Source organism: Carnobacterium maltaromaticum DSM 20342 (assembly GCF_000744945.1).
Lineage (GTDB): Bacteria > Bacillota > Bacilli > Lactobacillales > Carnobacteriaceae > Carnobacterium > Carnobacterium maltaromaticum.
Genome location: NZ_JQMX01000001.1, coordinates 2,148,799 through 2,170,034, shown reverse-complemented (window position 1 = coordinate 2,170,034; position 21,236 = coordinate 2,148,799). Strand labels below are relative to the sequence as shown.

Sequence of the window (21,236 nt, the reverse complement as noted above, 5' to 3'; positions counted from 1 at the left end):
TTGTACGAATTTTCGTAGTAAACATTAATGATACGAGCGTTTTTTGTTAATCTATTTAATAACGTTAAACAAATATAAACAATAAAAATTATTTTTTTTCGCTTAAATAGGGAGAAAAAAACAAAATAATCAATGGATATGGTGCTATAATAACTAGGTGTATTATTTGTTTGTTTATATTAATTATAAAATATGGAGGAGGATAAAACAAAATGAAAAGAAATGATATTTTAAAGACTCTAGCAGTCTGTTCGGTGACCTTAAGTATGTTAACTACAGAAATAGGATCGACTGCGTTGGCTGTAGAACCAATCGTCAATACAGAAGACACTACTGAAAAAAATGAAAAAGTAAAAATAAGTGAAGAAAACAGTATTGCAGAAGAAGAGACGGTTATAGAAGAAGACCAGGTTGTTGAAGAAAATACTACTGAAGAATTCACTGAACCAGTACAAGTAAAACAACAAGAAAGTGCAGTAATTTCTAATTTAGCAGAAACAATTATTCCACCTATTTCCAGAGCTGGAGAGACTGATTGGGAAATTGAGATGGACGGCTTCTATGTTGGCTTTGACGGTGACGAAGAGGCTTTTACATTTGATTTATTAACCAATATAGCAGTTAAATACATTGGTTCTCGTGTTGTTACAGGCCAAGTGATGTTTAATATTGAAGATGAAAATGGCCAAATAGTTGTACCAGATACAAATTATGAACCCGGTACCGTTGTAAAATTTGCAGATTACGGTTTAACAACAGGTGAGTATTACGTTCGTTTTATTTTTCCGACAGGGAAAAATAGTATTAGTGCTGGAGCATATATAAATATGCAAAAATTAGAAGTTCAGAGTATTGTTGATAAGCCAATTAATCCTGAATCTATTCTAAATACTAGCAACAGTGACACCTCAAATGAAACTTGGGTTATTCGTCACACAGATGGACGAGAATGGACGGGTTCTGGAAATCCAACAAAAGACTTTTTAGAAAGCCTGCCAAATGGGGACTATACAAATACAGTAAGTTCTACAAGTCAAACTAAATACGGCAATCCTTTAGCGGATGAGACAACAAATACCTTTAGCATCCGCCGTCCAGATCCTGTAGTAGCTGTTGAAAAACCATTTAATCCTAAAGAAATTACAGCAGGATTGGAACTACCAAACTCGACTGGTAGCTGGGAAATTTTTGATGAATCAGGCACAGTAGTTGCATCAGGAACGGATATAACAACGATTCCAGTCCCTACTTTAGAAGGGAAATATACAGTTAAAGTCAGAGAAACAAGTGTTGAAGGATTGTTTAAAGATGCAGAAACTAATTTTGAGATTCGCTATCCAAAAGCAACTGTAACAGTAGACAAGCCTTTTAATCCTGAGAAGATTACGGCAACAAATAAAATCCCAGATTCAACAGTAACATGGGAGATCAAAGATGAAAATGGAAAAGTCATTAACAGTGGAACGGGATTAGACATTCCAGTACCAGTTGAAGAAGGAAAATATACAGTAACGGTAACTGAAACAAGTCCAGAAGGCGAAATCAGTATTGCTAAGACTAACTTTCAAATTCGTCATCCAGAAGCAACGGTGACAGTTGATAAGCCTTTTAATCCAGAAAAAATTACGGCAACAAATAAAATCCCAGATTCAACAGTAACGTGGGAAATGAAAGATGAAACTGGAAAAGTCATTAATAGTGGAACAGGCTTAGATATTCCCGTACCAGACGAAGAAGGAAAATATACAGTAGCAGTAACTGAAACAAGTCCAGAAGGCGAGACTAGTATTGCAGTGGCTAAATTTGAGATTCGCCACCCAGAAGCAACAGTAGCTGTCGACAAGCACTTTAACCCAGAGAAGATTACGGCAACAAATAAAATTCCAGATTCAACAGTAACATGGGAGATCAAAGATGAAAATGGAAAAGTCGTTAACAGTGGAACGGGCTTAGATATTCCCGTACCAACCGAAGAAGGAAAATATAAAGTAATTGTAGTCGAAACAAGTCCAGAAGGGGAACGTAGCAATGCTGAGACTAACTTTGAAATTCGTCATCCAGAAGCAACAGTGACAGTTGATAAGTCTTTTAATCCAGAAAAAATAACAGCAACAAATAAAATCTCAGACTCAACGGTGACATGGGAAATGAAAGATGAAACTGGAACGGTTATTAGTAGTGGCACAGGTTTAGATATTCCTGTACCAGACGAAGAAGGAAAATATCAAGTAGCAGTAACTGAAATCAGCCCAGAAGGAGAAAGCAGCATTGCAAATGTTGACTTTGAAATCCGTCATCCAAAAGCGGAAGTTATAGTAGATAAAGCAATCAATCCTGAAAAAATTACTGGAACCCATAAAATTCCAGATTCAGAAGTTTATTGGGTAATTACAGATGAGGACGGAAAAGCTATTGCAAGTGGAGTAGGCACTGAAATTCCTGTTCCAGAAGATGAGGGGAAATACCAAGTTACACTTGTAGAAAAAAGCCCAGAAGGCGAAATTAGTTCAGATAGGAAGAAATTTGAAGTTCGTCATCCAGAAGCAACAGTAGCTGTGGACCAACCTTTTAATCCAGAAAAAATTACAGCAACAAATAAGATTTCAGATTCAACAGTAACATGGGAAATTGTTGACGAAAATGGAGTAGTGATCAGTAATGGCACAGGTTTAGATATTCCAGTACCAATTGAAGAAGGAAAATATAAAGTTTTAGTGACCGAAACCAGTCCCGAAAACGAAATTAGTGTTGCAGAGACTAGTTTTGAAATCCGCCATCCACAAGCGGAAGTTGAAGTAGATAAAGCAGTCAATCCAGAAAAAATTACTGGAAGCCAAAAAATTCTGGATTCAACATTGACATGGGAAATTACAGATCAAGATGGAACGGTAATTAGTAGTGGTACAGGTTCAGATATTCCAGTTCCTACAGACAATGGTCACTATACTGTAACAGTAACAGAAACGAGTCCTGAAAATGAAACTAGTGTCAGTTCATCGGACTTTGAGATTCGTCATCCCAAGGCTACAGCAGAAGTAGATAAACCTGTGAATCCAGGTAAACTTACAGCAGGTCAAGAATTACCAGATTCGACTTTAACTTGGGAAGTGAGAGATTTAGCAGGAAATCTTATTAGCACAGGCAGTGGTACTGATGCGGAGGTACCAAAATTAGAAGGGCACTATCAGTTAATAACTACAGAAACAAGTCTAGAAGGTGAAGCTCATACAGCTTCAGTTAACTTTGAAGTCCGTTATCCAAAAGCGGAAGTTGAAGTTTCTAAACCAATCAATCCAGAGACAATTACAGGAGGTCAAAAAATCCCTGATTCTGAGTTAACCTGGGAAATTACAGATGAATCCGGGACTGTAATTAGCAGTGGTTCTGGTAAGGATATTCCTGTTCCAACAGAGAATGGTACGTATACAGTTAAAATTACAGAAACGAGCCCAGAAGGTGAAATAAGTATCGTAAATGATACATTTGTTATTCGCCATCCAGATGCTACTATTGAAATTGAAAAGCCGCTCAACCCAGATAAAATTACAGCAGGTCAAAAATTACCAGATTCAACATTAACGTGGGTAATTAAGGATAAGGATGGAAATATTATCAGTACTGGAACAGGACCAGATATTCCTGTTCCAACAGAAGATGGTTCGTATACGGTGACAGTTACAGAAACTTCAACTGAGGGTGAGATTTCTATAACGACAGATACTTTTGAAATCAAAAAGAATCCAGTTATACCACCAGTAACACCTGAAAAACCAGGAAATAATCAGTTGCCAAATACTGGTGGACCAACAACAACATTAACAAAAGAATCAAACCCAACAAAAGTAATAAAAGAGAAATTGCCGCAAACCTCAGAAACAGCAAATCAAAGTTTAATGATGGGAAGCCTGTTAAGTTTAGCAGGTATTGCATTCCTATTAAATAAACGAAATAAAGATCGTCAAAAAGAATAAAAAATAGAAGGATTGAGTTGTTATTTTTAACAGCTCAATCCTTTTTACACGAATAAATAAGCAAATAACGAAATTTTTTAAGTTGTATTTGGGGAAAAACGACTCTATTTAATATAGTTAAGGTTATAAAAATAATAATTTTGCTTTGGTAAGCATTTAACGAAAGTTGTTATTTATAGATGAGTGGGACGAAAATAGACCAATAAATCGCTTTTTTGATTAAATTTACCAATAATTTACTGATTTTATGACCTAATCGGGACAAAAATGTGATTTTTTTAAAATTATTTGCCATCTTTATGGAAATTTTCCCATTATATTGATACAATATGATAGTAGATTCCTGAATTCTTCGATGGCTGAAATTAATTGCAAAATTAATGGACTTCAAGGTTGAATTTAAGTAATACGGAATAAAAAATTTCATTAGGAGGAATTAATTTATGGCATTAGTATCAGCAGCAGAAATGACAAAAAAAGCGCGTGAAGGTAAATACGCGATTGGCGCATTTAACACAAACAACTTAGAGTGGACAAAAGCGATTTTAGAGGGAGCACAAGCTTCTAACGCACCTGTCATGATTCAAACATCAATGGGCGCAGCAAAATATATGGGTGGCTATGAAGTTTGTTACAATCTAGTTAAAAACTTGATTGACTCTATGGGGATTACTGTTCCTGTTGCTCTTCATTTAGATCATGGTGACTATGAAGATGCTCTAGAATGTATCCGTGTTGGTTATACTTCAGTTATGTTTGATGGTTCTCATTTACCATTCGAAGAAAACCTTGAAAAAGCGAAAGAGGTTGTTAAACAAGCTCATGCTAAAGGCGTTTCTGTTGAATGTGAAGTTGGAAGCATCGGCGGAGAAGAAGACGGAATTATCGGTACTGGTGAATTAGCTTCTCCAGAAGAATGTAAAATTATTGCTGATTTAGGAATTGATTTCTTAGCAGCAGGTATTGGTAACATTCATGGTTCTTACCCATCTAACTGGACTGGTTTAAGCTTTGAAACATTATCAGCAATCGCTGATATTACTGATGGTATGCCATTAGTATTACACGGTGGATCTGGAATTCCAGTTGAACAAGTTAAAAAAGCTATTTCATTAGGCGTTTCAAAAATTAACGTTAACACTGAGTGTCAAGAAGTATTTGCAGCAGCAACACGCAAATATATCGAAGAAGGTAAAGATTTAGAAGGTAAAGGTTTTGACCCTCGTAAATTATTAGCTCCTGGTACAACAGCTGTTAAAGAGTTAGTTGAACAAAGAATTGAATGGTTTGGTTCAAACGGAAAAGCTTAATTAAACCTAAGTTTTCTGTAATGCTCCATGTTCCATACGAATAGAAGAGGCTAGGATGAAAATTCCTAGCCTCTTCGTTTTTATTTTCCAATACATAGTTCAATGTTAAGGCTAATGAATAACAAGTTAGAAGGAGAGTTTTTATGCGATTAGATAAATTATTATCAGAAACTGGTTATGGATCAAGACGGCAAGTCAAAAAGCTAATCAAGGGAAAACAAGTTCGCATTGATGGTGAGCTTATTTTAACAGATAATTATAATGCAGACTCACAGTTACAAGAAATTTTAGTTGCAGGAAAAAAGGTCACACATAATACTCATGTATATTATATGTTGAATAAGCCAAATGGTGTGGTAAGTGCTGTTAGAGACGAAGAAAATCAAACGGTACTTGATTTATTAGCACCTGAGGATATTCGAGCGGGATTATTTCCTGTTGGTCGCTTAGATAAAGATACAGAAGGATTATTGCTGATTACCGATAATGGTCAGCTAGCGCATCAATTATTAGTGCCTCACAAAGAAATTTTTAAAACCTATGAAGTTAAGGTTAATGGCCTAGCAACTACTGAGGATCAAGAAGCATTTGATAAAGGCATTATTTTTCATGGTGATATCCAGTGTAAACCGGCTAAACTAACTATCTTAGCTCAAAGTCCAATCGAAAGTCATGTTCTCCTTTCAATTAGTGAAGGTAAATTTCATCAAGTTAAAAAAATGTTTTTATCAGTTGGAAAAAAAGTAACTTACTTGAAGCGGCTAACCATGGGACCTTTAACTTTGGATGAAGATTTAGCAGTAGGAACGTATCGTCCATTAAATCAGAGAGAATTGGATTTATTGAAACCTTATTTTAAATAAAGCTTTACAAGTTTGATAGTTAATGGTAATATAATGAAAAAATAATGAGAATACAGTGAAGAGAAAAGTACAGTAATAAAAAGCTTTTAGAGAGTCTCGGTTGGTGAAAAGAGACAGTGGCTTATTAGTGGAAAATGGTCTTGGAGTATTAATGATTGAACTAGAAAATTTCTTTTAAATCATTACGGGAGCACCTGTTATAGTGCTAAGATATGCGAATCAATAAAGATTCAAGTATTGGAGAGATAGCGTTTATTTAGCGCTATAAAAAAGGTGGTACCGCGGAAACTTCCGTCCTTTGTATGTTTATTCATGCATTGGATGGGAGTTTTTTTATTTTACAAAAATAAATTAGTTTTTTAGGCTAGCTTTTATATTATACGAGGGGGAAAAAATATGACAACGACAAATCAAAAGACCTTAAAGAATTTTATTGAAACAAGAAAGGACACGTATCAAGCCTTAGCTTTAGACATTCATGATCATCCAGAAGTGAGTAACTATGAGTATTACTCTTCAAATGCGTTGGTTCAACAACTTAAAGCGGAAGGCTTTGATGTTAAAGTAGATGTCGCTGGACATCGGACTGGTTTTGATGCTCGTTACCAAGCCAAAAAAAGTGGGCCGACGATTGTTTTTTTAGCTGAGTATGATGCTTTACCAGGAATTGGCCATGCATGTGGACATAATTTATTTGGAACAACTTCAGTTTTAGCTGCCAGTGCACTAAAACAAATAATTGATGAAGTTGGTGGAGAAATTAGAGTCTATGGAACACCAGGTGAAGAAGGTGGAGAAAACGGCTCAGCTAAAGGTAGCTTTGTCAGAGAAGGTTTCTTTAAAGATGTTGATGTAGCTTTATGTGTTCACCCTAGCTATGAAAATGGCTTAACAGCTCATTCGTTAGCGAATGATCCTGTTGATATTGAGTTCTTCGGTAAGGCTTCTCATGCAGCCGCAGCTCCAGAAAAGGGCATCAATGCGCTAGATGCTGTTTTGCAAGTCTACAATTCCATCAATGCATTACGTCAACATTTATCAGATGACGTACGCATCCATGGTATTATTACCCACGGTGGTGATGTAGCAAACGTTGTGCCAGAATATGCTTCGGCTCGCTTTTATCTGCGTGCAGCAGCTAGAAGTACCTTAAATGATGTGTATCAAAAAGTTGAGAATATTGTCAAAGGTGCTGCTTTAGCAACAGGGACAACGTATAAATTTGGTCTATTTCAAAATTCCGTGGATGATACGGTTCCGACGTATCGTTTTGATGAAATTTATCTAAAACATTTAAACGAAGCAGGATTTGATGTAGCTGAAAAATTTTCACCAGCTGGAGGAGGTTCAACGGATGTTGGGAACGTCAGTCAAGTGATTCCAACAATTCAACCAACAATCTCAATTTCTGATGAGTATATTGCTGGCCATAGTATTGAATTTAAAGCTGCTGCTCGTAGCCAAAAAGGGCTAGACTCTATTTTATTGGGAGCAGATCTTTTAGCTAACACAGCTCTAGACTTGATTTTAGATGATGCACTATTGGCCGAAGTAAAAGCGAAGCATCAAGAAAGCTTGGCGCAACAACCAAAATAAATTTTGATCGTTTTATTGCTTAAATTTTAATAAAATCCTGAGAAAGTAAGGGCTAACATTTGCTAAAAGATTCCGACTCATTTATGATTAATCTAGGGAAAAATTAATTGTTTTTAAGAGCGGATTTCTCTTGAGAACTACCCGTCTCAACAAGCTTTTTATCAAGGCCAGCTCTTATGAGCCAACTCTTCGGAAAAAAGATAAAATCCCCGCAAAGTAAAAAGATACTTTGAGTGTATTTTCCTATTTTTCTACAGAGTTACCCGTCTCAACAAGCTTTTTATCAAGGCCAGCTCTTATGAGCCAACTCTTCGAAAAGAAGATAAAATCCCTACAAAGTAAAAAGATACTTTGCATGTATTTTCCTATCTTTCTGCCAGAGTTACCCGTCTCAACAAGCTTTTTATTTTAAAGGAGGAACGATATGGACTACTCAGAATTAAAGAAAATTAGCGATTTTACCCATGATCCAGCGGTGACGATTTCTTTACGAACCCATAGAACATCACCTAAGAATCAGAAAGATGCGATTGTTTTAAAAAATTTAATCAATGAAACGGAAGAAAGATTGTTAGAGTTGTATGATAAGCGCAAAGTTTGGGGAGTGATGGATAATTTAAGGGCTTTAGAGACTGAATTAAATCATCAGCAATACCTAGATACCTTAATTTTATTTGCTTCTGAAGATTTTAAAGAAGCGATTAAGTTGCCAATTGAAATTGAAAAAGATACTGTTAAAATAGATAAAAAATTCTCGACACGTAATTTGATTCGAGCAGTGAAACAAACAGAGCATTATTACGTGCTCACTCTTAGTCAACAGGAAGTTAGAGTTCTTGAGTTCTTTAATGATACGTTTGTTCAAGAATTTGAAACAGATGATTTTCCTTTTAAAAATACGGAATTTTATGAAACTGATCCAACTCAAAATTCAATTGGGGCAGTTCAAAATAATTTGATTAAAGAGTTCTTCAACCGAGCTGATAATGCTTTCTACAAAATTTATCGTGAAAATCCACTTCCAGTAATATTGGCAGGTGTCCAACGTAATATTGAATATTACCATGAAATTGCTAACCAAGATGAGTGGTTTATTGGGAGTATTCATGGAAGCTTTGATCGAACAAAAATTACCAATCATGAAATTGTAGAGTTGGCTTATCCTGTTATTGAAGCCTATGTTTCAGATCAATTAGATCAATCTTTAGCAGATTTAGAAACTGCAGAGAATGAAAATAAGCTTGTTAATGAATTGAGCAATATTTATAAAGCGGTGACGGAAGGTCGCGGGAAGAAACTGTATGTCGAAAAAGACTTTTTCCAATCAGCTGTGATTGAAGAAGGAACATTGATTGTCACAGAGGATACGTCACAGGCAGAAGTAGTCGATGATATTGTGAATGAGATTATCCATACAGTTACTGAATTTGGTGGAGAAGTTGTTTTTGTCCCAAATGATTATTTAGCTAAGTATCATCATATTGCGTTGATTTTACGTTATTAATATAAAGTAAACTAATGTTTTGAAAAGAGAATAAAATGACTCTATTATTTGAAAAAATAGTAGAGTTATTTTTTTTGAGAACCGCTTTCTGTTTACCCACCAAAGGGTAGGGCTACTTGATAATTCCCAGAACCCTCACAGAGCATTGAAATATATTTTGAATCGTATATAATGAATAAGTATGGATAGAAATAATAAAAAGCGAATGGAGGAATGTGAGAATGGAAAATTTACCAAATTGCCCCGAATGTAATTCAGAATATACTTATGAAGATGGCAATCTTTTAGTTTGTCCAGAATGTGCCCACGAATGGTCAGCGGATGCTGCTGAAAAAGCAGAAGAGGCTAACGCTATAAGAGATTCAAATGGAAATATTTTAACTGACGGGGATACTGTCACAGTGATTAAAGACTTGAAAGTCAAAGGCTACTTAACAGCAATTAAATTAGGTACAAAGGTAAAAAATATACGTTTAATCGATGGTGATTTAAACGCAGGTCATGATATTGATTGTAAAATTGATGGATTTGGCGCTATGAAATTGAAATCAGAGTTTGTTAAAAAGATTTAAGTGTAAAGTGAGAGGCTAATTTTTTAGCAACTCACTTTTTTATCATGGTTCTTGTTGCTTTAGCAACTTAGAAACATGATACACATCCATCGAAGATGGACTGTGATCCTTTTATAGAACTCTTTTATAGAACTATACATCAATCAGAAGAAGCCGATGTAATCCAGAAACATTGATTTGCATTATGAGAAAAGGCTTACATTTTATCGGTAAATTAGTATTTTTTATGGACTTTTTCATCCAATCTGCTAAAATAAATAAAGACACTTATTTTTTAAAATTAACTCATTTGCTACGGGAGAGGTAGCTGCTAATTTTTATAAAAGAGTGTGAATAAAAAATTGGAGGAAGAAAAATGAAGCAAAAGAAACACATTCAGCGTCATCTTTTTAAATCGATTAATGTTGTTGCGGTTTTATTTTTGTTGTTTGGAGGAGTAGCTCCAGCTGCTTTGGCCGTGGAGAGTCTCAATCAAACTGATGCGAATCAAGAGCAAGTCGTGTTAGAAGAGAACATCGAACAAACAGAAATGAAAGCGGATACCGAAACTCCGGTTGTCGAATCACCTGTGATTGAAGAACCACCCGAAAAAGCCTCAGATGTTACTAAAATAGAAGAAACAAGTGTACCAGAAGAAGTGGCGCCCGTTGAAAAAGAGCAAGCTCCTCTAACTTCAGAAGCAGATCCAGTACCAACAGCGCCAGAACCCGAAGAGCGTAAATTGACGATTTTAGGTACAACAGATGTACATGGCAGTTTGTGGGATTGGTCTTATGAAGATTCTGCGCCTAAAGATGGCGGTTTGGCTAAAATTAGCACGATTGTGAACGAAACACGTGCCATAGATCCAGATACGATTTTAGTGGATGCTGGTGACAATATTCAAGGGACATTATTGACAGACGATTTATATAATGTGAAGCCTGAATTGTTAGCTCAGACTCATCCGATGATTAAAGCGATGAACTATATGCAGTATGATTCAATGTCATTAGGAAATCACGAATTTAATTTTGGCTTAGGTTTAATTGAAAAAATTAGAAATGATGCCAATTTCCCATTACTATCAGCGAATACTTATAAAAAAGCCGATGGAACAAACCTAGTAGATGCCTATAAAATTAAAGAAGTAAAGGGCGTAAAAGTTGGTGTTTTAGGCTTAACAATTCCCCATGTTCCCATGTGGGATGGCGCTAAAGTTGAAAGTTTAGAATTTCGTTCCTTACGTGAGGAAGCTAAAAAGCAAGTACGCATCTTAAAAGATGTTGAACAAGTCGATGTAATTGTTGCAGCCATTCATGCAGGCTTGAAAAATAGTGATCCAGAAGCTGCCGCAGAAAATGTAATTAAAGAAGTTCCTGAAATTGATGCCTTTGTGATTGGTCACGATCATAAAGAAGTTGCTCAAAAAATGGCGGATTATACAGGTAAAGAAAAACCAGTTGGAGCGGCTAAAGATACAGGTACTGGTGTCGTTAAAATTGAGCTTGAGCTGAACAAACCTGATACGAAATGGGAAGTGACTGGGAGCAGTGTTGAAGTTCTACAAACAGCTAATAAAATCGCTGATCCAGCTGTCAAAGAGTTGACTCAAGATGCTCATGAAACTGTAGTCGAATTTATCCAAGATCCTATTGGAACAGCTAAAGCAGACTTCTTACCAGAAGCTGAAATTCCTGGGATTCCAGAGGCACAATTGCAACCAACAGCTATGATTTCTTTAATTAATAATGTGCAAATGAAAGTGACTGGAGCAGATATCGCAGCGGGTGCTTTATTTAAAGCAAATAGCCATCTAGATGCTGGCCCAATTACCTTTGCGGATGTCTTTGATATTTACAAATACCCAAATACTTTGATTGGTGTTGAAATTAAAGGCGATCAGCTGAAACGTTACATGGAAAGCCAAGCGAATTATTACAATCAATATAAAAAAGGCGATGTCACAATTGGTTTTAATGAAAAAATTCGCGTATATAACTATGATATGTTTACAGGTGTGAATTACAAAATTGATATTTCGAAGCCAACAGGCTCAAGAATTGTTGATTTGACTTATCAAGGTAAGCCAGTTGCAGATTCAGATACCTTTAAATTAGCCATTAACAATTATCGTTATGAAGGTTTGGTTTTAGATGGAATTATTACAGCAGAGCCTTACTACGTATCTGATCCAATCACCTTGAGAAGCTCGATTGTGGACTATATTGCTGAAAAAGGCGAAATTGATCCCGAAGTAGAGAATGGAAAAAATTGGGAGATTATTGGTGCTGATTTAGAGCATCCACTCCGTTCTTATATCATTGAACAAATTAAATTAGGTACAAATGATCAAATTAAAATTGTGGATTCAGATACAGGCAGAACACCAAATGTTAAAACGTTAAATGCAGATGAACTAATTGCAGCCGGAGCAATTCCAGATGACGTATTAGCAAGTCTAGAAAAATTAACCATTATGCATACAAATGATATGCATGGGCGCATGTTGCCAGATAGTAAAAATAATGCACTTGGTTTGGCAAAACTTAAAACCTATAAAAAACAAGTCAATCCAACCTTAATGGTTGATTCTGGTGATGCCTTCCAAGGCTTGCCGATTTCAAACTATAGTAAAGGGTTTGATATGGCAAAAGCCATGAATGAAGTTGGCTACGATGCTATGACCGTTGGGAATCATGAATTTGATTTTGGCTATGATGTTGCGATGCAATATAAAGAAAAGTTGAATTTCCCAATTGTTTCAGCGAATATTTATAAAGATGGGGTTCGTTCTTTTGATCCATATACAATTGTTGAAAAAAATGGCAAAAAATATGCGATTATTGGCTTAACAACGCCAGAGACAGCGACAAAAACTCATCCGAATAATGTCAAAGGTGTAACCTTTAAAGACCCGATACCAGAAGCTAAAGCTGTTTTAGCTGAGCTTAAAGGTCAAGCTGATGCCTATGTTTTCTTAACACATTTAGGGATTGATGAAACAACACCAACCCAATGGCGTGGCGATACCTTGGCAAAAACGTTATCAGAAGACCCTGATTTTGCTGATGCTAATATCGTTGTCCTTGATGGTCATTCCCATTCAGAATTACCAGCAGGTAAACAATTTGGTAAAGTTATGTTGGCTCAAACGGGAAATCATTTGAATAATGTTGGGTTAATTGAAGCGAAATTTAGTGATCCAGTTGCTATTAAAGCTTCCCTTGCTTCTGCAAGTAGTTTAGCAGACTTAGAAGAAGATGCTGCTGTGAAAGCTATCGTTGATCAAGCTGAAGCCAATTTTAAAGAAGGTACTTCCGAAGTCATCATGGAGAATAATCCTTATTTATTAAATGGTGAGCGAGACAATGTGCGAGCGCGTGAAACCAACTTAGGTAATTTAATCAGTGATGCTTTATCTGATTATGGACAAACTGGCTTTGCAAATAAATCTGACTTTGCTGTGATTAACGGAGGCGGGATTCGCGCCAATATTCCAGCTGGAAAAGTGACGAAAGGCGACGTTATTTCTGTGTTACCATTTGGGAATATTATTTCTCAAGTTGCGGCAACAGGTGACCAAGTCTATGCCATGTTTGAACATTCATTACGTTCATTACCAAAAATGGATGAAGCCGGTCAGGTGATTTTAGATGAGAATGGCTTACCAGCATTAGGTGCAAATGGTGGCTTCTTACAAACTTCAGAGTCCATTAAAGTCTACTACGATTCCAATAAAAAAGGAGCTAATCCAGAAGCAAGTACAGCTGGAGAACGTATTTTACGTGTGAAAATATTAAATGAAACTACTGGAAAATATGAAGACTTAAAACGCGATAAAACGTATTATGTAACAACCAATGATTTCTTGGCGGCAGGTGGAGATGGTTTCACAATGCTTGGTGGCAGCCGTGAAGAAGGTCCATCAATGGATGAAATTGTGATTGACTACTTGCGTGAGGCTAGTCAACTAAGACTTGTTCGTGCAGCTGAAAAAGTCGTTGATCTATCGAAGTATGCGAAAGAATTACCAGGAGAACGAATTATTTCAATGACTGAAGCTGATTTCAATAAAATGGAAAAACCTGTTGAACCTGGTAAACCTGTCGAACCAGGTAAGCCTGGCGAAGGCAATGGCGGAGTTGGCGAAGAAGGTCAAGGTAGCGGAAATGGGTCAGGTGGAACTGGAACGGGTTCAGGAAATGTTGGGACCAATACAGGAACAAATACTGGAACAGGCGGTAGTCAGGCTACTAATGGCAAGAAACCTACGACGAATTTCCCAGCAACTGGTGAATCAGAGTTTTCATGGTTCTTTAGTGGATTTGTGCTGATTGTTGTTGGTGGTGCAGCTAGCTATGTTACACGAAGAAAAAAAGTAAGCTGAAAAAGTCTTGAAGATTAGTTTTGCAAGGTATGTATAGAGATTAAACCAGTTCTGTATGGAGCTGGTTTTTTTCTTCCACTAATACGTTGGATTAAGCACATCATAATAAAAAAAGAATAGTTGCTAGCTTATAAAGTTGGTGACGATTATTTTATATATAAGCTATAGTAGATAGATGGTTTTAAGGCTATAATAACAAAGTAAGGATGTTTCAATCAAAAGGAACACCTTTTTTTGGAGGAATGTAATGATGATTAAAGAAATTATAGCAAATTTAGCAATTATAATTAGTGCCATTTATTTATCTTCTAAAGGCTATGGCCTACCAAATGAAAAAAATCCATCAGTCCTCATAAGACTGTTGTATGGTTTATTTGCTGCAAGTATTGGGGTTATTTTAATGAATTTTTCAATTCGGCTTTTAGGAGATGTGATTATTGATCTTAGAACCGTTCCTATTATTATAGTAACGACTTTCTTGGGAGGGCTTCCAGGTCTTGTAGCCTCAGTATTGATTGGAGTTGCAAGGCTCTTTATCTCTGTTTCACAAGTAGCCCAAAATACTGCAGCTACGTATTTTATTTTAGGAATAGTGTTATATTTTGTTGATTTAACAATAAAAAATAAGTCAATTCAAAATAGATTATGGGTTATTTATGGGATAGTAATGAGTCTAATATCTGTTAATTTTTATATAAATGTGATTGAAAAAAACCGAGTATTTATTTTGTTATTAGTTTGGGTATATACGGCACTTGGAACCATTATAGCCTACGGTTTTGCGAAAGAGATTCAAAAAAATAAAAATAACGCTCAAATGTTAGAAGAATTATCAAAAATTGATCATTTAACGAACATATCGAATCGGTACTCTTTCGATAAAATAATCATGGACTATCATGAAAAAAAAGAAGAATATATTTTACTACTTTTAGACATTGATAAATTTAAGAATGTGAATGATACATTTGGACACGATGTTGGCGACCGAGTTTTGAGGCAAGTAGCAACTACATTATCGAATACTACAATTCAACATGCTATTCCATACCGAATAGGCGGTGATGAGTTTGCTATTCTAATTAAAGGGAGCTATGCAAGGCAAGAAATAGCTGATTTAATTAAAATAGTTAAGCAAGATATTCTATTTAATGAGGTGAAAGTAAACGAAACTGAGTCAACTAAAATAAGAGTTTCTATTGGATCCAGTCATACGATGAAAAATAAAAAATTTCTTTCAATTGAGGAAATGTATAAAGAAGCAGATGTGAATTTATACGAAGACAAGCATAGTAAGATTTCAGGCTAAAATAGTAGATATTTTAATTTCATTCTATACTGAAAAGTCGAAGGATTAATTTTTTTCGGCTTTTTTTAATCTGTTTTAAAGCAGTTTCATGTTATCTTAAATTCTAGTATACTAGAAAAGAATCAGGGGGTATAAAGAATAATCAATTTTACTGGGGGACTGAGAATATGTTTAACTATGAGCAAATTAAAAAATTAAGTGGGTTAGAACTGACTGTCTATCACTACATTATTGAAAATGTTAAAGCTGTCCAAAAAATGACTATCCGTGAATTATCTGAAAAAAGCCATGTCTCAACATCAACTATTTTACGTTTTTGTTCCAAAATGAATTGTGAGGGTTTTTCAGAGTTGAAGTATAAATTAAAAGAAGAAACAGGCGATTCAGTGATTGAGCAACTGTATGATCCGAGTTTTCAAGTAGCTTCTTTTTTTAAGAAAATTACAGAAGCTAGCTTTGAAGAAGCCTTAAAACAAGCAACAAAATTAATTTGTGATGCTGAAAGAGTTGTATTTCTAGGGATTGGTACGAGTGGTATTTTAGGGGCTTATGGGCAACGTTATTTTTCGAATGTTGCGATTAATTCTTATTCTATTAATGATCCTTTTTTGCCAGCTCCGAGTAAAGGCGTTGAAAATAGTTTAATTATTGCACTTTCTGTATCAGGAGAGACAACAGAAGTAGTGGGGCAAGTCATTGATCTGAAAAAATCAGGTGCAAAAATACTCAGTATTACAAATGCAGAATCCTCTACTTTGGCTAAAATCGCAGACTTGAATATTTCTTATTATATGCCAGATGAGCACGCTCGTCAGTATGATTCAGCAGTGAATTTAACCACACAAATTCCTGTAGTCAGCTTAATTGAAATTTTAGCACATAGAGCTGAGCAAGAACTATTAGTGCGCTAAAAATTTAATTTTTGTTATTTTAACAAGTTTTTTCTGGGGATTTTATCCAAAAAGAAGAAACTTGTTTTTTTTGATGAAACATTTCTCTTTAAGCGTTGAAAGGGTTTTCTTTAAGCTTGTTTTAAGTTATATTTTACTTGTAAGAAGGAACTTATTACGATCATGAGCGTAATAGGTTAGCATAAAAAAACTTAGTTTACATGAAAATGGAAACGTTTTACTAAAAGTGGTTATTGAAACCACAAAATAGCACTTATTAAGAATCAATCGGATCTCAAGAAGGGAAGTTTTATTAATGGGAAATTGGGTCAATACGAAATTAATACCTCAAATTTTAAAATTTGTAAATGTTAAACCAATTGTGGCTTTGAAAAACGGGATGCTTTACACAATGCCCTTTACAATTGTCGGATCAGTCTTTCTTTTGCTAGCTAACTTACCAGTGGAATCATGGGCAAAATGGGTGACAGATTCAGGGTATGGAGCTTATTTTAACCAAGCTTATGGAGCATCATTTGCGATTATGGCTATTTTTGCAGTAATAGGCATTGCCTATTCTTATGTAAAAAGTGAAGGATATGAAGGCATGGCCGCCGGAATGATTGCCTTAGTAATCTTTATTTTAACGATGTCTTCAAGTATTACCGATCCAGAAACTAGCGTAACAATCGGCAATATTATTAATAAAGATTGGACTGGCGGTAAAGGTATGATCAGTGCCATTCTTATTGGATTAGTTGTTGGTTCTGTATATTCTTGGTTTATGAAACGTGATATTCGAATTAAATTACCAGAAAGTGTCCCTGAAAACGTAGCGAACTCATTCACAGCCTTAATTCCAGCAGCTGTTTTAATTACAGGCTCATTACTTGTTTATATCTTCTTTGATAAAGTCTTTAGCTTAACGATGATTGAATGGATTTATCAAGTCATTCAAACACCATTACAAGGAATTACCGATTCATTTGGTGGAGCTTTAATGATTGCCTTCTTAGTGCCTTTCTTATGGTTCTTTGGGATTCATGGTTCAACAATTGTCAGTGGAATTATGGGTTCATTATTATTAACAAACTCTTTAGAAAATCAAGAAATTATTGATTCTGGTAAAGAGTTGACTTTAGCAAATGGTGGACATATTGTGACACAACAATTTATGGATCAATTTTTAACTGTAACAGGTGCAGGAATGACAATTGGAATTGTTGTCTTCATGGTGTTTTTTGCCAAATCAGCTCAATTTAAAGAACTCGGTAAAATGTCATTAGCACCAGCTATTTTTAATATCAACGAACCGATTATCTTTGCAACACCAATTGTGATGAATCCTTTAATGGTTATTCCTTTTATCGCCACACCGGTAGTTTCAGCAACAATAACTTATTTTGCTCTGTATAGTGGTTTAGTTCCATTGTTTACTGCAGTTCAAGTTCCTTGGACTACTCCACCAATTATTTCAGGTTTATTAATTGGCGGTTGGCGTGCAGCTGTTTTACAATTAGTTGTTTTAGTCATCGGATTCTTCATCTATCTACCATTCATTCGTAAAGTTGATTCAATGAATATCGATGTAGAAGAAGGAAAACCAATTGTCTAGTTTAACTTCATTAGTTTCTCAAAAAAAGTAAAGGATTTGATAGCATGAGTAGTTTACGCAAAGATTTTTTATGGGGTGGTGCAGTTGCTGCTCATCAATTAGAAGGTGGCTGGAATAAAGGTGGGAAAGGTGTTAGTGTCGCTGATGTAATGACAGTTGGCGCTAATGGAGTTCCTCGTGAAATTACAAATGGTGTTCTGCAGGGGAAAAACTATCCAAATCATGAAGGTATCGATTTTTATACGCACTATAAAGAAGACATTAAGTTATTTGCTGAAATGGGATTTAAATGTTTTCGTACTTCAATCGCCTGGACACGAATTTTTCCTCAGGGCGATGAAAGTGAACCTAATGAATTAGGATTGAAATTTTATGATGAGTTATTTGACGAATGTTTAAAATATGGGATTGAACCAGTTATTACATTGTCGCATTTTGAAATGCCCTATCATCTAGTAACAGAATATGGTGGTTGGCGCAATCGGGAAATGATTGACTTCTTCGTTCGGTTTGCTGAAGTTTGTTTTACTCGCTACAAAGATAAAGTAAAATATTGGATGACATTTAATGAAATCAATAATCAAGCCAATTATAACGAAGATTTTGCCCCTTTTACAAATTCAGGAATCGCCTATCAACCCGGTGAAAACCGTGAAAAAATTATGTATCAAGCAGCGCATTATGAATTAGTGGCCAGTGCACTAGCGGTGAAAATTGGACATGAGATCAACCCAGATTTTCAAATAGGTTGTATGATTGCCATGTGTCCGATTTATCCGTTATCTTGCAAACCAGAAGATATGATGATGTCTGTTAGTGCCATGCATAAACGTTATTGGTTTACGGATGTTCACGTTCGAGGCTATTATCCAGGGTATTTGGAAAAGTATTTTCAACGTAAAGGATTTAACTTAGACATTACCGTTGAAGACAAATTGCTTCTATTAGAAGGCTGTGTTGATTATATAGGTTTTAGTTACTACATGTCCTTTACGACGGAGTCAAAATCTGATAATCCGCAATATGACTACGATGAGTCAAAAGATTTAGTTCGAAATCCCTATGTAAAAGCTTCAGATTGGGGTTGGCAAATTGACCCAGTTGGTTTGCGTTATGCGATGAACTGGTTCTATGACCGCTATCAGTTACCGTTATTCATTGTCGAAAATGGTTTTGGAGCAATTGATCAATTAAATTCTGATGGAACAATTGATGATGACTATCGGATTGATTATTTAAAAGCGCATATAGAAGCGATGAAAACTGCCGTGGAAGAAGATGGCATTGACTTATTAGGCTATACTCCATGGGGTTGTATAGATTTAGTTTCAGCTGGAACAGGCGAAATGAAAAAACGTTATGGATTTATTTATGTCGATAAAGATAACGAAGGTCAAGGGACCTTAAAGCGTAGTAAAAAGAAATCTTTTGACTGGTACAAACAAGTCATTGCAACAAACGGAGAACAATTGTAGTCTCTATTAAATGAATTGGAGTGAACGATATGGAAAAGAAAACCATTATGTTAGCCTGTGCGGCAGGAATGAGTACAAGTTTACTAGTTAAAAAAATGCTAGAAGCTGCTAAAAACCAAGGCATTGATGCAGATATATTTGCCGTATCTGCAACAGAAGTTGATGATAATATCAGTAAGAAGCCCATTGATGTTGTGATGCTAGGACCCCAAGTTCGTTTTTTGAAAGATGATATGACGAAAAAATTAGAGCCCAAAGGCATTCCTGTGGCAGTCATTGATATGGCAGATTATGGCATGATGAAAGGTGATAAAGTTTTAGCAACGGCATTGGCAATGTTAGGATAAAAAAATAAGACTAAGTAGAATAATTTCTCTACTTAGTCTTACTTTTTATTTTAGAATGAACTCTCCTGGATGCGCTTCTGTCACACCAGTTTCTTGACTATAAATAGAAATACCTCGTAAAATTGTTTGAGCTACTTGAGCCCCAATTTCACGACCGATGTAAGGACTAATTTTATTTTTGTATTCTAAATCTTCAGCTTTTAACGTGTAAGGTGCATTGGGTTTGATTAACACGAAATCAGCATCTTTCCCAATTGAAATACTACCTTTAGCATCTAAATCATAGCGTTTAGCGGGAGCTGTAGCAATGATATCAGCGAATTGAGTTAAGGACATCCCACGTTTTTGAACGCCTTCATCAAATAAAACATCCACATTGTTTTGGACACCAGAGATACCTCCCCAAGCTTCAAAAGCATTATCTGTCGCTTTTAAATCAGGTGTACAAGGAGAATGATCAGAAGTTACAAATGCAATTTCACCTGCTAAAACTTTTTCCCACATGCCATTTTGATTTTCTTTGTCACGAATTGGCGGAGAACATTTTACAACTGGTCCAATGGCATCTAACTCGGAAGTATCAAAGTATAAATAATGGGTACAAGTTTCGCAGGTCACATCTACACCTTCATTCCGTGCTTTGGTAATTTCATCCACGCCTTCTGGACAAGCCACATGACAAATATGAATACGGCAACCCGTTTCTTTAGCAAATAAAATCGCTCGTTTAATTGGTTCAACTTCTGTAAAGACGGGACGAGTAGCAACGTATGCTGCCAAAGTCGTTTCCCCATTTTTATAGGCTAATTCCCCTAATTTATCTGTAATCGCAGCATTCTCTGCATGGATTGCAAGAACTTTTCCAGTTTTAGCTATATGTTTCATGCCTTCATAGAGAGAGTAATCGTCGACATTCATAAAGTCACCATCAATGCTACGATCTCCACAAGTTGCCATAAAGCATTTATAGGCTGCGACGCCTCCATCATTTAGCTCTTCAATGCCATACTCTAAATTAAAAGGAACAAGACCACCAAATGAGCCAACATCTGAAGTTAATTTATTCTTACCAGCATCGTATTTAATTTGTAAAGATTTCCCATCAACTGTTGCAGGGACTTGATTCAAAGGCATTTCCATAAATGAAGTTACGCCACCTTTGGCACAAGCTTTTGTACCTGTTAAATACCCTTCCCATTGGTCGCGATAGCCGCCACCAGGATCTGTAATATGCACATGAGCATCGACCATTCCGGGACTAACAATTAATCCTGTCGCATCAATTGTTTCCGAAGCTGCACTTAAATCATTTCCAATTGCTGCAATCTTCCCATCTTTGATAGCTACATCCGTTTCAATAGCCTCATTTTCTAAAATTACTAGGCCATTCTTGATTAATAAATCATAACTCATTT

13 protein-coding genes and 1 other annotated feature are annotated in these 21,236 nt (G+C 35.8%); of the genes, 12 read left to right on the top strand and 1 reads right to left on the bottom strand.

Annotated elements, in window-relative coordinates:
* Positions 1–212: 212 nt before the first annotated feature.
* The 12 genes from BR77_RS10120 to BR77_RS10065 all read left to right on the top strand — a co-directional run bounded on the left by BR77_RS10120 (position 213) and on the right by BR77_RS10065 (position 19,821).
* The gene (locus tag BR77_RS10120; RefSeq protein WP_015075245.1) at positions 213–3,971 is read left to right on the top strand and encodes an LPXTG cell wall anchor domain-containing protein; all 3,759 of its coding nucleotides are present in this window, start codon (positions 213–215) and stop codon (positions 3,969–3,971) included.
* A gap of 443 nt (positions 3,972–4,414) precedes the next feature.
* A complete protein-coding gene (locus BR77_RS10115; protein ID WP_010049980.1) occupies positions 4,415–5,281 on the top strand; it encodes a class II fructose-bisphosphate aldolase in 867 nt (288 codons plus the stop codon).
* A gap of 143 nt (positions 5,282–5,424) precedes the next feature.
* The gene (locus BR77_RS10110) at positions 5,425–6,144 is read left to right on the top strand and encodes a pseudouridine synthase (protein ID WP_015075246.1); all 720 of its coding nucleotides are present in this window, start codon (positions 5,425–5,427) and stop codon (positions 6,142–6,144) included.
* 46 nt (positions 6,145–6,190) lie between these two features.
* Positions 6,191–6,446: a binding site (T-box leader), on the top strand.
* Between the two features lie 94 nt (positions 6,447–6,540).
* Positions 6,541–7,740 (top strand): M20 family metallopeptidase, encoded by a 1,200-nt coding sequence (locus BR77_RS10105; RefSeq protein ID WP_010049984.1) that lies wholly within the window; start codon positions 6,541–6,543, stop codon positions 7,738–7,740.
* A 424-nt stretch (positions 7,741–8,164) separates the two neighbouring features.
* The gene (locus BR77_RS10100; protein WP_015075247.1) at positions 8,165–9,244 is read left to right on the top strand and encodes an AOC03_06830 family ribosome hibernation factor; all 1,080 of its coding nucleotides are present in this window, start codon (positions 8,165–8,167) and stop codon (positions 9,242–9,244) included.
* Positions 9,245–9,465: 221 nt separating this feature from the next.
* Complete coding sequence (locus BR77_RS10095) at positions 9,466–9,816, top strand: zinc ribbon domain-containing protein YjdM (RefSeq protein ID WP_035064812.1); 351 nt, start codon at positions 9,466–9,468, stop codon at positions 9,814–9,816.
* A gap of 355 nt (positions 9,817–10,171) precedes the next feature.
* A complete protein-coding gene (locus BR77_RS10090; protein ID WP_015075249.1) occupies positions 10,172–14,185 on the top strand; it encodes a 5'-nucleotidase C-terminal domain-containing protein in 4,014 nt (1,337 codons plus the stop codon).
* Positions 14,186–14,432: 247 nt separating this feature from the next.
* Positions 14,433–15,494 (top strand): GGDEF domain-containing protein, encoded by a 1,062-nt coding sequence (locus BR77_RS10085; RefSeq protein WP_015075250.1) that lies wholly within the window; start codon positions 14,433–14,435, stop codon positions 15,492–15,494.
* Between the two features lie 167 nt (positions 15,495–15,661).
* Positions 15,662–16,405: a MurR/RpiR family transcriptional regulator gene (locus tag BR77_RS10080; protein ID WP_015075251.1), complete on the top strand. Its 744-nt coding sequence runs from the start codon at positions 15,662–15,664 to the stop codon at positions 16,403–16,405.
* A 295-nt stretch (positions 16,406–16,700) separates the two neighbouring features.
* Positions 16,701–17,999, top strand: coding sequence for a PTS sugar transporter subunit IIC (locus BR77_RS10075; protein WP_015075252.1), 1,299 nt, complete (start codon positions 16,701–16,703; stop codon positions 17,997–17,999).
* A 44-nt stretch (positions 18,000–18,043) separates the two neighbouring features.
* The gene (locus BR77_RS10070; RefSeq protein WP_035064809.1) at positions 18,044–19,474 is read left to right on the top strand and encodes a 6-phospho-beta-glucosidase; all 1,431 of its coding nucleotides are present in this window, start codon (positions 18,044–18,046) and stop codon (positions 19,472–19,474) included.
* Between the two features lie 29 nt (positions 19,475–19,503).
* Complete coding sequence (locus tag BR77_RS10065) at positions 19,504–19,821, top strand: PTS sugar transporter subunit IIB (protein ID WP_015075254.1); 318 nt, start codon at positions 19,504–19,506, stop codon at positions 19,819–19,821.
* A gap of 45 nt (positions 19,822–19,866) precedes the next feature.
* On the opposite strand, the gene allB is transcribed toward BR77_RS10065, so the two are convergent.
* Positions 19,867–21,234, bottom strand: a complete 1,368-nt coding sequence (allB, locus tag BR77_RS10060) for an allantoinase AllB (RefSeq protein ID WP_015075255.1) — start codon at positions 21,232–21,234, stop codon at positions 19,867–19,869.
* Between the last annotated feature and the right edge of the window lie 2 nt (positions 21,235–21,236).

Coding starts and splice junctions, on each gene's coding strand:
- BR77_RS10120 (WP_015075245.1), top strand. CDS start 213: ATGAAAAGAAATGATATTTTAAAGACTCTAGCAGTCTGTTCGGTGACC.
- BR77_RS10115 (WP_010049980.1), top strand. CDS start 4,415: ATGGCATTAGTATCAGCAGCAGAAATGACAAAAAAAGCGCGTGAAGGT.
- BR77_RS10110 (WP_015075246.1), top strand. CDS start 5,425: ATGCGATTAGATAAATTATTATCAGAAACTGGTTATGGATCAAGACGG.
- BR77_RS10105 (WP_010049984.1), top strand. CDS start 6,541: ATGACAACGACAAATCAAAAGACCTTAAAGAATTTTATTGAAACAAGA.
- BR77_RS10100 (WP_015075247.1), top strand. CDS start 8,165: ATGGACTACTCAGAATTAAAGAAAATTAGCGATTTTACCCATGATCCA.
- BR77_RS10095 (WP_035064812.1), top strand. CDS start 9,466: ATGGAAAATTTACCAAATTGCCCCGAATGTAATTCAGAATATACTTAT.
- BR77_RS10090 (WP_015075249.1), top strand. CDS start 10,172: ATGAAGCAAAAGAAACACATTCAGCGTCATCTTTTTAAATCGATTAAT.
- BR77_RS10085 (WP_015075250.1), top strand. CDS start 14,433: ATGATGATTAAAGAAATTATAGCAAATTTAGCAATTATAATTAGTGCC.
- BR77_RS10080 (WP_015075251.1), top strand. CDS start 15,662: ATGTTTAACTATGAGCAAATTAAAAAATTAAGTGGGTTAGAACTGACT.
- BR77_RS10075 (WP_015075252.1), top strand. CDS start 16,701: ATGGGAAATTGGGTCAATACGAAATTAATACCTCAAATTTTAAAATTT.
- BR77_RS10070 (WP_035064809.1), top strand. CDS start 18,044: ATGAGTAGTTTACGCAAAGATTTTTTATGGGGTGGTGCAGTTGCTGCT.
- BR77_RS10065 (WP_015075254.1), top strand. CDS start 19,504: ATGGAAAAGAAAACCATTATGTTAGCCTGTGCGGCAGGAATGAGTACA.
- allB (WP_015075255.1), bottom strand. CDS start 21,234: ATGAGTTATGATTTATTAATCAAGAATGGCCTAGTAATTTTAGAAAAT.